This is a genomic window from Beduinella massiliensis (genome assembly GCF_900199405.1).
GTDB classification, from domain to species: domain Bacteria; phylum Bacillota; class Clostridia; order Christensenellales; family Aristaeellaceae; genus Beduinella; species Beduinella massiliensis.
Window position 1 is genome coordinate 3,532,649 of sequence record NZ_LT963430.1, and the last position, 14,552, is coordinate 3,547,200.

Below are 14,552 nucleotides of genomic sequence, written 5' to 3' on the forward strand. Positions count from 1 at the left end.
TTCACAATGAACAATCCCACAATAAAATTGACTTATCCTACTTTAGACGGTACAATGCTTTTATCTTGAAGCAAAGGGGGCGGCCGCTGTGCTGCGGGTTACGGAGGCCCAGATGGACTGGGTGGAAAAGGCGGGTACGGAGCTCGACCGCAGGGCGGGGCTTACGACCTACATCGTCGCGCAGTACCTGACGCGCCTTGACCTTCGCATCGACGGCGAGGAGATGCCGGCGGAGCGCGGCTCCATCCTGATCCTTGAGCCGAACGTCCCGCACTACTACCGCTGCCCGGAGGAACTGCTGCACCACTGGTTTCACGTCGAGGGCGACCTGACCGGCCTAATGCAAAAGTACGCAATCCTGCCCAACCGTCTGTACAACCTCAAAAACACGAACGAAATATCCGCGCTCTTTCGTCAAATATCCATGACGCACCACGACAAGGGAGCGTTCCGCGAGGACTACATCCAGCTGAAAATCGAGGAGCTGTTCATCACGATGGCCATGCAGCTCAGCCTGCAGAAGGCGGCCAGCGAGATGAGCTACAGCACGATCGTGCGCCTGAAGGAGCTGCGCTTCTCCATCCTCGCGCATCCGGAATACGACTGGACCGTCGCTGAAATGGCCAGGAGGCTCTACCTCAGCGAGTCGTACTTTTACCAGCTCTACCGCCGGTGTTTCGGCATCACGCCCACGCAGGACCTGATCGGCATCCGCATCGAACGGGCGCGCACGCTGCTGCTGCACGACTGCACGGTCGCCGCGGCTGCGGAAAAGTGCGGGTATTCGAGCGTCTATCACTTCATCCGCCAGTTCAAGCGCCTCGTGGGCACGACCCCTTATCAGTTCAAGAAGTGCTGAGCGGATGGGGCCCCGCGCGGCGGCCGCCGGCACAGAAAAACGCCGCCATGGCGCATCTGCTGTCCATGGCGGCGTTCGCTCATTCGCTTGTCCGGTTACGCGTCCTCGCGTACGGAAAATTTATAGACCGTCGTGTAGTCGTATTTGTCGCCCGCGCGGAGCACGCAGGAGGGAAAGTCCGGCTGGTTCGGCGAATCCGGGAAGAACTGCGTCTCCAGGCACAGGCCTCCGTGCGGTGCGTAGCGCACGCCGTCCTTGCCGTCGAAGTCGCATTCCAGCATGTTTCCGCCGTAGAACTGCACGCCGGGCATGTCGGTAAACGTCTCCATCACGCGGCCGGTGGCGGGATCAAACAGCTCCGCCGCCTTGCTGATGCCCTCGCCCTCGCGGGCGATGACGAAGTTGTGGTCGTATCCCTTTCCAAAGCGCATCTGCTCGTCCTCGTCCATGCGGGCAAGGCCGTCCGCGATGCGAACGCTGCCCCGCAGGTCGAACGGTGTGCCTTCCACGGGACGCAGCTCGCCGGTGGGGATGCAGTCGTCCCGCACGACCGTGAAGCGGTCGGCGTTGATCTGCATGAAATGGTCGTTCACGGTGCCGCTCGCGTGGCCCGCCAGGTTGAAGTAGCAGTGGTTCGTCAGGTTGATGACCGTGTCCTGATCGCTCACGGCCTCGTAATGGAGGGTGAGCTCGCCCTCCCCAAAGGAATAGGTGACGCGCACGCTGAGGTTTCCGGGGTATCCCTCTTCCCCGTCCGCGCTCTCGCAGGTGAGGATCAGGCTGTCCAGCCCTTCCTCGCTCGCGGTCTCGGCCTTCCAAACCTTCTGGTTGAACCCAATCTTGCCGCCGTGCAGCGTGTTCCTGCCTTCGTTGGCGAAAAGGCGGTACTCCCTGCCGTTCAGTTCAAAGCGGCTGTCCCCGATGCGGTTGGCGTAGCGCCCGATCAGGGCGCCCATATATCCGGGCACGTGCAGGTATTTTTCGAGCGTGTCAAAGCCCAGGCAAACGTCTGCGAGCTTTCCGGTGCGATCGGGCACGCGGATGGAGGTCAGCGTCCCGCCGTAGGTAATGATCGATACGGCGCTGCCGTCCTCGCTTTGCAGGGTATATTGGTCGACAGCTTCGCCCGAGGGCATGACGCCAAACGGGGCGCGCACAATGCTCATGGAAATAGTCACTCCTTAAAATCATTCGATAGAAATAAGCAATACGTTCATTTTAAACGCTTCCGGTGAAAATCGCAAGGCCTTTTGCGATCTTTTAGCCCGCGGCCTTGCTAAATCCGCTTTTTTTTGTATAATAAATGAGGACTTTCTCGGATGCCCCGGCCGTCGCCGCGCATAGCGGCGTTCCTGCCGGCCCTCCGCCGGGCATAAATCTTTCTTTTTGCCTGTTGATCTGCACATCAGAAAGGGGTATTCAATGGGAAATCTCCCTTCCCGCGCGCGCCGGGCGCTGGCCTGCGAGAAACGCGCCTGCAAAATTGGGGCGGCGGTCTGCCTCACCCTGCTCTACGCCGTCCTCCTCTCCTTTGCCGGCCCGCTGAAAAGCCTTACGCGCTTTGCGGTCCCGGCGGACCGCACGCACTTCCTCCTGCTGACCTCGCTGCTGCTGTTTGCGGCGCTCCTCGCGCTCGCCCTGAAAAAGCGCCTGACGCTCGGCGCCTTTGGGCTGGCGGGCGCGGCCACGGCGCTCGCGCTCGTGCTGCGGTTGGGGCTGCTCGACCAGGTTTCCGCGGACTACGCCGCCTTTTTAGAGCGTTGGGTGGACATCTTCCGCGAGGGCGGCTTTGCGATGATCAAGGAGGAGATCGGGGATTACAACCTGCCCTACCTCTACATCCTGGCGCTCATCGCGCGCAGCCCGCTCCCTGACCTGTACCTCATCAAGCTGGTCTCCATCTGCTTTGACTTCGCGCTGGCGCTGATGATGATGCAGATGACGGAACGCTTCATCGACGAAAACCGCCGCCTGCTCGTCTATCTGCTCGTGCTCGTCATCCCTACGGTCTGGTGGAACAGCGCCTATTGGGCACAGTGCGACGCGCTCTACGTCTTCTTCGTGGTGGCCTGCTTCTATGCGCTGCTCTCGGACCGTCCCGTGCTCTCGGTCGCGCTGCTCACCGTCGCCTTCGCGTTCAAGCTGCAGACGATCTTCTTCTTTCCGATGGTGCTCTTCGGCCTTCTGCACAGGAAGTACAAGTGGCGCCACGCGGTGGTGTTCCCGGCGGTCTACCTGCTCACCATCGTGCCCGCACTGCTGGCCGGGCGTTCGCTGCTCTCGGCGCTCACGATCTACGCCCATCAGTCGATGGGGCAGTACACGGACCGCCTGACGTACAACGCGCCCAACCTCTATCAGTTCTTCCCGCAGTATGAAATCGCCAACGCGCCTCAGTGGCCCTGGCTCCGCTTCCTGTTCGCGGACCCGGAAAGCGGCGGCGACGGGCTGGCGCTGTGGTCGTTTGACCGGGCGAGCATGGAGTGGCTGCAAAACACCACGCTGATCGCCGCCGCGCTGGTCGTCATCGCGGTGGTCTACTTCCTGTGGAAGCGCCGCAGGTTCATTTCCTACGGCCAGGTCTGGCGCATGGCGACGTTCAGCGCGCTCTTTCTGCCGATGGTGCTGCCGAAGATGCACGACCGCTACTTCTACATGGCGGACATGTTTTCACTCCTGTACGGCGTGCGCTACCCGCGGCGCGCCGCCGTGCCCATGCTCGTGATCGGCGCGTCGTTCGCCAGCTACATGCCCTTCCTGACGCGCGCGCGCGGCGTGCCGATGCTCGCCGCCGCCGTCATGAACATCGCGGCCCTCGCGCTCATCGCGCGCGACATCCTGAAGGACATGCGCGCGCAGCAGTCGTTTGCCGGGGCCGACGGCGCCGGGGCCGACGCCGTCACGCCTGAGCGCGTGTGACAGACGAAAGGATACGCTATGCAAAACATCTTACAGGGCCTTATCGCCTTTGGCGAACGCCGCCGCCGCGCGCTGCAGATGCTGCTCACGCTGCTGACGGCCGCCGCCCTCGCCGTGATCAGCGTGAGCACGGGCCCGCTCGCGAACCTTTACTACATCGAGACCTGGGAAGCGCGCCGCCTGCTGATCGTCCTCGTCTACGCCCTGCTGCCCCTTGGTATGGGATACGTCATCTTCGTGCGCGGTGCGAAAGGGCTCGACTTCCTCTTTCTCTACGGCGCGCTGACAGCGGCGCTTCTGCTGCGCACGACGACGCTCAGCCAAATCGTCCCCGACTACGCCCCCATGCGGGCGTTCGTAGAGGCCCTCTCGCAGGACGGCCTCGCCGCCGCGCCGCAGGGTGTGGGCCGCTACGGGCTCATCGGCACCTATCTGTTCGCCCTGATCGCCAGGGTTCCGATACGCGAGCTGTATCTGTTCAAGTACGTGGCGATCGCCTGCGACTTCGCGCTCGCGTTCGCGCTCTGCGCGCTGGTGGAGCGCTTCGTCGATCGCCGGCGCGGCACGTTCGCGATGCTCGCGGTGCTTTACAATCCCCTGACGTGGCTCACGAGCGCTTACTGGGGCCGATGGGACGCTTTGTGCGCGCTGCTCGTCGTGCTCTCGCTCCTCGCGCTTTTGCAAAAGCGCAGGACGCTGTGCGCCGTGCTGTTCGCGCTCGCCTACGCCGCGTCGCCCGAAGCGCTGTTTCTGCTGCCGCTTCTGCTGCTCTGGCCGCATCACGGCCTGAAGGCCTCCCACCTGGGCGCGGCGCTTCTTACGCTGCTCGCCGCCGCCCTGCCCATGGCGTTCCTTTCCTCCCCCGCGGCGGCGCTTGAGGGCGTCGGCCCCGCGCGTCTCTTCGCGGATTCCGCCGCGCAGCTGCAAAACTGCGCGCCCACGCTCTATCAGTTCGTTCCCGCCTCCAACCTGCGCTACCGCGAACAGTACGGCTTTCTGCAATTCGTCCAAGGCATCGAGCCCGCGGAGAGCAGCAAGTGGTACACGCAGGAGGCTATCGACCGTATCTTCCAGGCGGGCGTGTATGCGGCGGTCGTCGTGCTGCTGGGCGCCGCTGCCGCGTGCCGGAGGCTCCGGCGCGCCGTTTCAAAGGATCAGCTGTGGCAGGTTGCGCTCATGGCGTCCGTCTTCGTGCCCATGATTCTGCCGGGCATGAATCCGCGCAGCTTCTACCTCGCTTCGTCGTTTTCTCTGCTGTACGCGCTGCGCTACGAAAAACGCATCCGCGTCGCCGTGCTCGTGATGGGGGCGGCATTCCTCTCCTACGTCCCGTCCCTGACTGGGCAGTACGTCGTCCCGCTCACCCTCGCCATGGGCATGAACGTGCTTTCGCTCTTTCAGGTCGGGCGCGACTTTGCCGCGCAGGTGGCCCCGCGCGCAAGGGAGCTGCCGGAACTTCGCCCCGCCGCGAGGGATAGAATCTAATGCAATTCTCATGAATCTGTAAGGCCGTTCCAAAGCGCGTCTTTCCGCCCCATGGTATGATGGATGCACGCTAAAGGAATGCCCAACAGACAAGGAGGAGTCCATTTTATGGCAAACTATACGGTGGAACAAATCGAGTACCTGCGCGAAAAGGCCTACCTGACCTACGAAGAGGCGCTGGAAGTGCTGGAGCGCTTTAACGGCGACCTGACGCGCTGCCTGGTCGATCTAGAGCGCCGCGGACGCATCCGTCCCGCGCCCCGAAGCGGTGCGCCCCGCCCCAAAGCGCGCGCACAGAAGCCGGAACCGGAGTTCGGCCGCAGCTCCGCAAAGCGCGAAGCGCCGAAGGGCCGGGACGCCGACTGGCACGGCATCTTCTCCACGTTCCTGCACACGAACTTCATCGTCACCAAGGACGGAGGCACGATCGCCAACCTGCCGGTGCTCTTCGTGCTCCTGGTCTTCCTCTTCGCTCCGCACGTGATGATCCCCAGCATCCTGCTCATGTTCGTGCTCGGCTGCCGCGTCAACCTCAAGACCGCGCGCAAAGACGGCAGCGTCGAGGAAGAGATCCGCAACATCGTGGACAACGCGGCGGAAAACATCCGCAAGACCGCGGACAGCTTCGCGGAAGCGGCCAAGAGCACGGCCGAGACCGTGCGCAACAGCGCGAAGCAGGCGCCGGAGGAAACGGCGAACACTTACGAGACGCCCGCAGCGGAGGACGCGCCCTACGGCGAGGTCGTTCAGGAATTCGACGTCCGCCCCGCGCAGGAAGCGCCCAAGGCCGAAACCCCGGCAGAGGACGCTGCGCCCCACGCCGGCGAGCCCATTGAAAAATCGCCCGAAGACGGCGAGGAAAACGAAATCACCATCGGCTGAGCCATGCCTGAAAGGACGGAACCATGCCCAAGATCCTGATCGTCGAAGATGAAACGAAGATCGCCCGCTTTGTGGAGCTGGAACTCATGCACGAAGGCTACACCGTCGCAACCAGCGGAGACGGCCGCAGCGGCCTGGAAAGGGCGCTGAACTGGCAGCCGGACCTGATCGTCCTGGACCTGATGCTGCCCGGCCTGTCGGGCATCGAGGTCTGCCGCCGCGTGCGCCAGGAGAGCGACATCCCCATCATCATGCTGACGGCCAAGGACGACGTGTCCGACAAGGTCATGGGCCTGGACATGGGGGCGGACGACTACATGACAAAACCCTTCGCGATCGAGGAACTGCTCGCCCGCATCCGCGTGCTGCTCAAGCGGCGCGCGCGCGGGCAGGGCGGCGGCGCGGAGAGCAGCACCCTGCGCGCGGGCGGGCTCACGCTGGACAAGAAGTCCTATGCGGTCGCCTATAACGGCGAGCCCATCGCGCTCACGAAGAAGGAGTTCGACCTCCTGTGCTACCTCATGGAGCACGCGGGGCAGGTCGTCACGCGCGACATGCTGCTCAACGACGTGTGGGGTTATGAATATGCGGGTGACACGAACATCGTGGACGTGTACATCCGCTATTTGCGTACCAAGATCGATGAAAAGACGGGGGTAAAGTACCTGCACACCGTGCGCGGCGTGGGGTACATGCTGCGCTATGAAGAGTAACCGCAAGGCCGTCAAGGCGGAGAAGAAGCGGGAACGGCGGCGGCAAAAACGGGAGCGAAGCGCGCGGATTCGCATCGCCAAGCAGGAACGAAAGCGCGCCCAGAAGGCCGCGCGCAAGCAATACACCTACAACAAGCGCATGGCGGTCTACGGCGAGGATAACCTCTTCAACCGCATCAGCGGCCGCACGCACCGGGTCGCGGTGCAGGCGGTCAGCAACATCCGCCTGTCGCTCAGCCTGCGCATCTCCTGGAACTACACGCGCCTGCTGCTGTCCATGTGCGCTACGGAGCTGCTGCTATGCCTCATCCTCGCGGTCGGGCTTGAAATGTACGTCCTGCCCCGCGACGCGGCGGAAAACGTGTATCACGGCGCGCAGAGCGCCGTCCCCGCGGTGACGGTCGTCGCTTCCCCCGACCGCCCCGCCCATCAGCTTTACGTCGGGAATCTCTTCGGCGGCTTTTCCGGCCTTTCCTGGGAGGGGCGGCACCACCTGAAGCTGACCTATCGCGTGAGCGACCTGTACGTGACCTACGACGTGGCCTGGCACGTGGCGGCGCTGGGCATGCTGGTGGCCGTGCTGCTCGCGCTGGACGTGCTGCGGGCGCTGCGCTTCATGTCTGCGGGACGGCGCATCAACGCGCAGGTGCTCGAGCCCATCGACGAGATCACCGCCCTTGCCCAGAAGCTCTCCGTCAACGACCTGGGACGGCGCATCAACGTGGAGGGCACGAAAAACGAGCTCAAGGATCTGGCGGTCGTCATCAACGAGATGCTCGACCGCATCGAGCTGGCCTATAATGGGCAAAAGCAGTTCGTTTCGGACGCCTCGCACGAGCTGCGCACCCCTATCGCCGTCATACAGGGCTACGCGAACCTGCTGGATCGCTGGGGCAAGGATAACCCGCAGGTACGCGACGAGGCCATTTCCGCGATCATCAGCGAAACGCAGAGCATGAAAGAGCTGGTGGAAAAGCTGCTCTTCCTCGCCCGGCACGACAAGAAGACGCTGAAGCTTAGGCCGGAGCGGTTCGACGTGCGCGACATGATCGACGAGTCGATCAAGGAGACGGAAATCATCACCGCCGCGCACACGGTTCGCACCGGCAAGCTGGATCATGCGGTCGTGAACGCGGACCGCGGCGCGCTCAAGCAGGCCGTCCGCATCCTGGTGGACAACGCGGTCAAGTACACGCCCGACGGCGGCGTCATCACCATCGAATGCGCGGCCAGCGCGGAGAGCGTCGCCCTCTCTGTCACGGATTCGGGCGTCGGCATCTCCGGCAGCGAGCTTTCCGCGATCTTCGACCGCTTCTACCGCGCGGACGCCGCGCGGTCCGGCGAGACGCCGGGCCATGGCCTGGGGCTCTCCATCCTCAAGATCATCGTGCTCAGCCTCGGCGGCAAGGTGCGCGTGCGCTCCACCGTCGGCAAGGGCTCGACGTTCACCATTCTGCTGCCCCGGGTCGGCTGAGCCGCGCAAAAGCGCGGCTCACTTTTTGCCCCACAACCCGCCCCGCGGCAGCCAAAGCAAAAATAGATATTGCCCTCGACATCAATTTGTGATAAAATAAACATACAAAAAACACAAGGCTCCGCGTACAATGGACCCATCGGGCCCCCTGTACCATTGGGCGCGGCGAGCAATCGCCGCACCTGCCGTTTTGCGAAGGAGCTTCTCTGCCGTTTCAAATAAAGGGATAGATTTATCCTTTTTGAGGGCGGCGGGGAAGGCTCTGTTTTTTGTGTCTTCGTGTTTCATTTCTCCTCTAGGTAGAGGACCCGGAATCTTTATAGGAGGGAAAAACTATGTCTGAGAAAAAGCGCATCTTTGACAAGGCAATGACCCGGCGCCAATTCCTGAAGGTATCCGGCAAGGGTATGGCGGGCCTGGCCCTTTCGACCAGCCTGCTGAACCTGTTCGGCGTGACCAAGGCTGAGGTGGAGTCGGGCGCGGTGAGCGTGCTGGCGACTGCCGACGGCGTGCTCGTCGCCAACGGCGCGCGCTGCACGGGCTGCCAGCGCTGCGAAATGAACTGCTCCCTGATCAACGACGGCAAGGTCATGCCCTACATCAGCCGCGTGAAGGTGCTGCGCAACTACTACCACGGCAACGACGGCGAGAAGGGCGGCGTGTTCGGCTCCTTCGATTACACGCCCGACACCTGCCATCAGTGCGAGGATCCCGCCTGCCTCAAGGCGTGTCCCATGGGCGCCATCTCCGTTCGCGAGTCGGACGGCGTGCGCGTGATCGATCAGGAAAAGTGCGTCGGCTGCGGCGCCTGTGTCGCTGCCTGCCCGTACCACATGCCCACCATCGATCCCGAGACGAACAAGTCCACCAAGTGCGTTTCCTGCGGTTTCTGCGCGGAGAACTGCCCCTGCGGCGCCCTCAAGATCGTCAAGTGGGAAGACGTCGCCGCCGCCATGGAATGATCCCGCCGACAATCGAAATAGGAGGTAGAACAGTATGTATGCTTGGACCGGCAAAATTCTCCGCCTGAACATGACGGCGAAGACCGCCACCATCGAAGATAACAAGTATTGCAAGGATTACCTGGGCGGCCAGGGCCTGGCCAACAGGATCATTTACGAGGAAGTGCCCGCCGGCACCCACCCGCAGGACGAGGCCTCCAAGATGGTCATCGCCGCGGGCACGCTCGCCGGAACCGGCGCGGCCTGCTCCGGGCGCACCAGCGTCTCGCTGATGTCCGCCTTCACGGAAAAGCCCACGATCGTCGATGCCCACATGGGCGGCAACATGGCCCCCCAGATCAAGTTCGCGGGCTACGACGCCATCATCGTCGAGGGCAAGGCCGACGCGCCCACCTGGGTCAAGATCCTCAACGACGAGGTCACCTTCGAGGACGCCTCCGGCGTCTGGGGCAAGGGCACCCGCGAGACCACCGCAATCCTGAACAAAGAAGCGGGCCCCGAATTCTGCGTCTGCGCCATCGGCCCGGCGGGCGAGAACCTGGTCAACGATTCCATCATCGTCAACTCCATGTGCCACGCGGCGGGCTGCGGCTCCGGCGCGCTGTGGGGCAGCAAGAACCTGAAGGCCATCGTCATCCACGGCACGAAGTCCGTCGCCGTGGCCGACCCGAAGACCACCATCGAGCTGCAGCAGTATCAGCTGAGGGAGCTCATCGGCGCGAACAACAACCACGTGCAGCCCGCCACCCAGCAGAGCTGGAACGAGTTCGTAGGCAGCACCCGCTGGCAGGGCGGCCCCGGCAAGGAATGGGGCGAGGCCATCGGCGGCCCGCTGGACACCGGCGAGCAGAAGCCCGGCGACATCAACGCCGTGGGCATGCGCAACCACACCATCAACTTCTTCATGGGCGACGTGGCCTTTAAGCACACCGTGAAGAACGGCGGCTGCCATTCCTGCCCGATCCGTTGCTTCCCGGACCTGCACTTCGACGCATTGAAGGAATACGGCACGCAGGACAACACCGCCACCTGCATGACGCTGATGCGCGCAAACGACTTCTACAACGGCCACGTGAAGGACTTTGTGGACGAGGGCGACGGCGGCCTGACGCTCGGCTCTCACTGCGAGTGGCTGATGGACGACTACGGCGTGTGGTGCGGCTACGGCGACCTGGACTACACGTTCTCCTACTGCATGAAGAACGACATCTTCAAGCAGAAGCTCTCCGCCGAGGAGTACGCCGAGATTCCGTGGGATCTGATGGAGGCGGGCGATCCGCTGTGGGCCAACGAGATGATCAGCCGCATCGCCACGAAGAAGGGCGAATTCGGCCGCGTGCTCGGCATGGGCTCTCTGTGGACCGCGAAGGAATGGGATCTGCCGGATTCCTTCTGGAACGAAGCGACCGGCACGTACTTCAACTTCAAGAAGGGCTACATTCGCCATCACTCCAGCGAGTCCTTCGGCCAGGTCGGCGGCCTCATCAACATCGTGTTCAACCGCGATTCCATGTGCCACACCCACCAGAACTGCCTCGGCAACGGCCTGCCCTATGACATCGTAAAGGGCGTGCTGGAAGAGAAGTTCGGCGAGGGCTGCGCCGACAAGAGCGCGAGCTACACCCCGATGAACCCGGCCAAGGCCAAGTTCGCCAAGTGGGCCATCGTGCGCAACAACGTGCACGACAGCCTTGCCCTGTGCAACTGGGTATGGCCGATGACCTTCTCCCCCATGAAGGAGCGCGACTACAAGGGCGATACCGCGCTGGAAGCCAAGCTGCTCACCGCCGTCACCGGCGAGGAGTGGACCGAGGAGAGCCTGGACTTCGTCGGCGAGCGCATCATGCAGCTGCAGCGCGCCATGACCGCGCTGGAGATGAACTCCAAGAACCTGCGCGCGGATCACGACGGCGTCAGCGACTGGGTGTTCGACCGCGATCCCGACAAGGAAGCCTTCACCGAAGGCACCACCAAGCTGGAGCGCGAGGACTGGGAGAAGGCCCTGGACCTGTACTACGAGGAGTGGGGCTGGGACAAGGCCACCGGCATCCCGACCCGCGCCACGCTGGAGAAGTTCGATCTGAAGGATCTCGCGGACGAGCTGGAGACGGCCGGCCTGCTGCCCGCCTGATTTCCGCACCGCAAGCCTGTTGGGGGAGGGGCGCTTCTTTGGAAGCGTCCTTCCCCTTCATTCGTTCTATATCTTGGAGGTGATCGCCATGACGGACAGGGAAAAGCACGACGCGCCGGCGGACGAGATGGCAGGCGCGCAGGACGACGCGCCGGCGGAGGCGCGGGAACTGACGCCCGAGGAACAGGCGCTCGAAGCCAGGAAGCTTTCGTGGGAGGTCTGCGCGGCCTCCGTCCGTGAAAGAGCGCAGGCGCTTGAGTACCTGACGCTGACGGAGCTCTGTGCGCAGCTTGAGATGGAAAGAGACGCCACCGCCGCCCTGATGGACGAGGTCCGGGAGCAGGCGGACTATCAGGACATCTGCGTGTACAAGGGCGCGAAGGACCTGTACTATTATACCTACCCGAAGCTGGCCCATAACTACGTCAAGAACGTGGCGCTGGCCCAGGAAAACGACCTGCCCCGGATCATCGCCGAGGTCGTCCGCTATGAATCCAAGACGTATCCCCGGGCGACGGCGATTGACACGTTTTCCAAATTCCCCTATCATTTTACCGAAATTCAAGTCAAGCGAATGCTGGAGAAGATGTCGCGCCAGTCGGAATACGAAGACATCCAGCTCTATGAAAGCGGGCAGAAAAACCTCTACATTTTCTCCACGCAATTCCTTTCCCGGAATTATGCCTCCTCCCTCGTAGAGATGAGCGAGGACAAGCGCATGTGGCTTTAAGCCGTTTATCCACAAGTTTTCCCCCGAAAAGGTCGCAAAGACGCAAAAAAGGCTTCGGATAGCGTGTCCGAAGTCTTTTTCGCCCTGTAAAACAAAAGAAAGTCCGTATGTTTTCCACAGTCCCTGTTCAAAACGCCGCTTATATCAACGCAAAGTAAGCGAGCGCCTTGTAGATGCCGTCCTCCAGGACGCGCCCTGTCACGTAGGCGCAATGTGGAATGATCTCGGGCGCACTGCCGCCCATCGCGATGCTGCCGGGCACATGGCGCAGCATCGACAGATCGTTCGCGCTGTCGCCCACCGCAAAGCAGTCTGCGAGCGGGATATTCAGCTTCGCGCACAGCAGGTCGACGCCGGAGGCCTTGGAAAAGCCGTGCGGCACGATCTCACCCTCGTTTCCGCCGCGCTCGATCCAGTCAAAGCGCCCGTCGATGTGCGCGCGAAAGCCCTCTACGTCGCTTTCCGGCTGCACATAAATGTAGAACTTGCTGAACGCAAAGCTCGGGTCCTCGGCCTTGACGGGCGCGCCGAGCCCACGGCTGCGGAACATCCGCATCGCCGCATCCAGCTCCGCGTAGCGTCCGGCCATCTCTGGATCGCCGTAGATATCGCCGCTTCCCTCGAAAAAGGCCGGCATCCGCAGCTCCCGCAGCGCGCGCACGAGCTCCACGGACTCGTCGTGCCCCAACTCGCGGGCAAGCAGGTTCTCGCCGTGCAGCTCGACGTGCGTGCCGCAGCCGCAGACGTATCCGTCAAACCCGAGCGCCCGAACGTCCGGGTCGATGTTGCAGATCGTCCGGCCCGTGTTCACAAAGAGCAGGTGCCCCCGCTGCTGCGCCCGCTGAATCGCCGTCCGCGTGCTGTCCGGAATCAGGCCCGTACGGTCGTCGATCAGCGTGCCATCGATATCAAAAAAGATCATCTTCTGTTCCATATTGTCTCTCCAACGCGTCAAATTGCGCACGGCGGCCGTCCCCGTCCAATCGTGCGGTTTTTGTTGTTCGTCGTAAGCGCGCGGAAATCCTGCCTGAAGCCGACGAAAAGGGCGCCTCCCCGGCGGGAGGCGCCTCCGTTTACTTCGTCCCGAATACGAACAGCGCGGCGAGCAGTGCCAGCAGCGCGAGGATGATGCCGTTGAGAACGGGAATGGGGATGTTGACCTTGTCGTACAGGCCGCCCCGTCCCCTCGTCTTCAGGCTTTCTTCCCGCGCCCTCAGTTCCCGCTCCTTCTCGTCCAGCTCCTGTTCGCGCGCGCGAAGCTGTGCTTCCCGCGCCTCGATGTCTCTTTCCTGCTCGTCCATGGCCTTACTTCTTGGTGAGGTACTTGCGCATGTCGATCGCGCAGGCGACCAGGATCACCAGGCCCTTGATGATGTAGGTGGTGTTGCCGCTGATGCCCAGGAACGTCATGCCGCTGATGATCAACTGCATCAGGAACACGCCCAGGATGACGCCGCTGATCTTTCCGATGCCGCCGACGAACGACACGCCGCCGATGACGCAGGCCGCGATGGCGTCCAGTTCGTAGTTGAGGCCCAGCGTACCCGTCGACGCGCCGAGCCGAGCTGCCTCGACAAAGCCCGTATAGCCATAGGTGACGCCCGCCAGCGCGAAGACCGCGATGATCGTCAGCGTCACGTTGACGCCGGAAACCTTGGCCGCTTCCTCGTTGGAGCCTACGGCGAACATATTCTTGCCGAACGCCGTCTTGTTCCAGATCACCCACATGATCGCCGTGACGACGACCGCGAAGGCGACGTAGCTCATGACGGAGGTCGTTCCGATCTTCATCATCACCTTGGTCACAAACCCGGTGGTATAGCTCTCGTCGAGGTTGGAAATCTGCTTCGCGCCTGAAAGCGTCAGGTACGTGCCGTACGTGATCAGCTGTGTGGACAGCGTCACGATGAACGGATGCAGCTTAAATTTCGCGACGCAAAAGCCGTTGACAAGCCCCACGATGCCGCCGATTGCCAGGGCCGCCAGCAGCACCAGCGCCAGCGGCTGCGTGCCGACGTTCGGAAGGAACTTGCTGGCGATGTCCGTCTTCTGCAGCAGGATCGCGGAAACGAACGCCGTCAGGCCAACCGCACGGCCCGCTGAAAGGTCGGTGCCCGTCAGGATGATCGCGCCCGCGATGCCCAGCGCCATCGGCAGGCGCGAGGCCGTCAGCGTGATGATGTTGACGATCGACGCCGTTTGCAGGAACGCCGGGCGCTGCACCTGAATGTAGATGACCATCAGCAGGATGATGATGATCATCGCATGGTCCAGCAGCCAGTTGCCTATATAGCGCCACTTGTCTCGCGTATCCAGCGCACCGAACTCCGCCATGCGCTGCGAAATGCCGCTCTTCTTTGCGGCGGTCTTGTTTTCAATCATGTGTGTCCGGCCTCC

13 protein-coding genes are annotated in these 14,552 nt (G+C 62.6%); 9 read left to right on the forward strand and 4 right to left on the reverse strand.

What is annotated here, in order from left to right; genetic code table 11:
* The first annotated feature begins 88 nt into the window (after positions 1-88).
* Entirely contained in the window at positions 89-859 is a 771-nt protein-coding gene (locus tag C1725_RS16970) for a helix-turn-helix domain-containing protein (protein WP_146009283.1), read from the forward strand.
* A gap of 95 nt (positions 860-954) precedes the next feature.
* On the opposite strand, the gene C1725_RS16975 is transcribed toward C1725_RS16970, so the two are convergent.
* A complete protein-coding gene (locus C1725_RS16975; RefSeq protein ID WP_102412871.1) occupies positions 955-2,025 on the reverse strand; it encodes a galactose-1-epimerase in 1,071 nt (356 codons plus the stop codon).
* 256 nt (positions 2,026-2,281) lie between these two features.
* Between C1725_RS16975 and C1725_RS16980 the strand changes: the two genes are divergently transcribed.
* The 8 genes from C1725_RS16980 to C1725_RS17015 all read left to right on the forward strand — a co-directional run bounded on the left by C1725_RS16980 (position 2,282) and on the right by C1725_RS17015 (position 12,155).
* On the forward strand, positions 2,282-3,778 hold the full coding sequence (locus C1725_RS16980; RefSeq protein WP_102412872.1) for a glycosyltransferase 87 family protein: 1,497 nt from the start codon (positions 2,282-2,284) through the stop codon (positions 3,776-3,778).
* Between the two features lie 18 nt (positions 3,779-3,796).
* Positions 3,797-5,263 (forward strand): hypothetical protein, encoded by a 1,467-nt coding sequence (locus C1725_RS16985; protein ID WP_102412873.1) that lies wholly within the window; start codon positions 3,797-3,799, stop codon positions 5,261-5,263.
* 108 nt (positions 5,264-5,371) lie between these two features.
* Positions 5,372-6,145: a UBA domain-containing protein gene (locus C1725_RS16990; RefSeq protein WP_102412874.1), complete on the forward strand. Its 774-nt coding sequence runs from the start codon at positions 5,372-5,374 to the stop codon at positions 6,143-6,145.
* A gap of 23 nt (positions 6,146-6,168) precedes the next feature.
* Positions 6,169-6,858 (forward strand): response regulator, encoded by a 690-nt coding sequence (locus tag C1725_RS16995; protein WP_102412875.1) that lies wholly within the window; start codon positions 6,169-6,171, stop codon positions 6,856-6,858.
* The gene (locus C1725_RS17000) at positions 6,848-8,332 is read left to right on the forward strand and encodes an ATP-binding protein (RefSeq protein ID WP_102412876.1); all 1,485 of its coding nucleotides are present in this window, start codon (positions 6,848-6,850) and stop codon (positions 8,330-8,332) included. Before C1725_RS16995 ends, C1725_RS17000 begins: the two co-directional genes overlap by 11 nt.
* A 335-nt stretch (positions 8,333-8,667) precedes the next feature.
* The gene (locus C1725_RS17005) at positions 8,668-9,294 is read left to right on the forward strand and encodes a ferredoxin-like protein (RefSeq protein WP_102412877.1); all 627 of its coding nucleotides are present in this window, start codon (positions 8,668-8,670) and stop codon (positions 9,292-9,294) included.
* A 34-nt stretch (positions 9,295-9,328) separates the two neighbouring features.
* Positions 9,329-11,425 (forward strand): aldehyde ferredoxin oxidoreductase, encoded by a 2,097-nt coding sequence (locus C1725_RS17010; RefSeq protein ID WP_102412878.1) that lies wholly within the window; start codon positions 9,329-9,331, stop codon positions 11,423-11,425.
* A gap of 88 nt (positions 11,426-11,513) precedes the next feature.
* Positions 11,514-12,155, forward strand: a complete 642-nt coding sequence (locus tag C1725_RS17015) for a hypothetical protein (RefSeq protein WP_102412879.1) — start codon at positions 11,514-11,516, stop codon at positions 12,153-12,155.
* A 139-nt stretch (positions 12,156-12,294) separates the two neighbouring features.
* Here C1725_RS17015 and C1725_RS17020 read toward each other — a convergent pair whose 3' ends face one another.
* The 3 genes from C1725_RS17020 to C1725_RS17030 form a co-directional block, all read right to left on the reverse strand.
* Complete coding sequence (locus tag C1725_RS17020) at positions 12,295-13,089, reverse strand: HAD-IIB family hydrolase (RefSeq protein ID WP_102412880.1); 795 nt, start codon at positions 13,087-13,089, stop codon at positions 12,295-12,297.
* Between the two features lie 139 nt (positions 13,090-13,228).
* Entirely contained in the window at positions 13,229-13,456 is a 228-nt protein-coding gene (locus C1725_RS17025) for a hypothetical protein (protein ID WP_102412881.1), read from the reverse strand.
* Between the two features lie 4 nt (positions 13,457-13,460).
* Positions 13,461-14,537 carry an ABC transporter permease subunit gene (locus C1725_RS17030; RefSeq protein WP_102412882.1) on the reverse strand — a complete coding sequence of 359 codons (1,077 nt, stop codon included), beginning with the start codon at positions 14,535-14,537 and terminating at the stop codon, positions 13,461-13,463.
* Between the last annotated feature and the right edge of the window lie 15 nt (positions 14,538-14,552).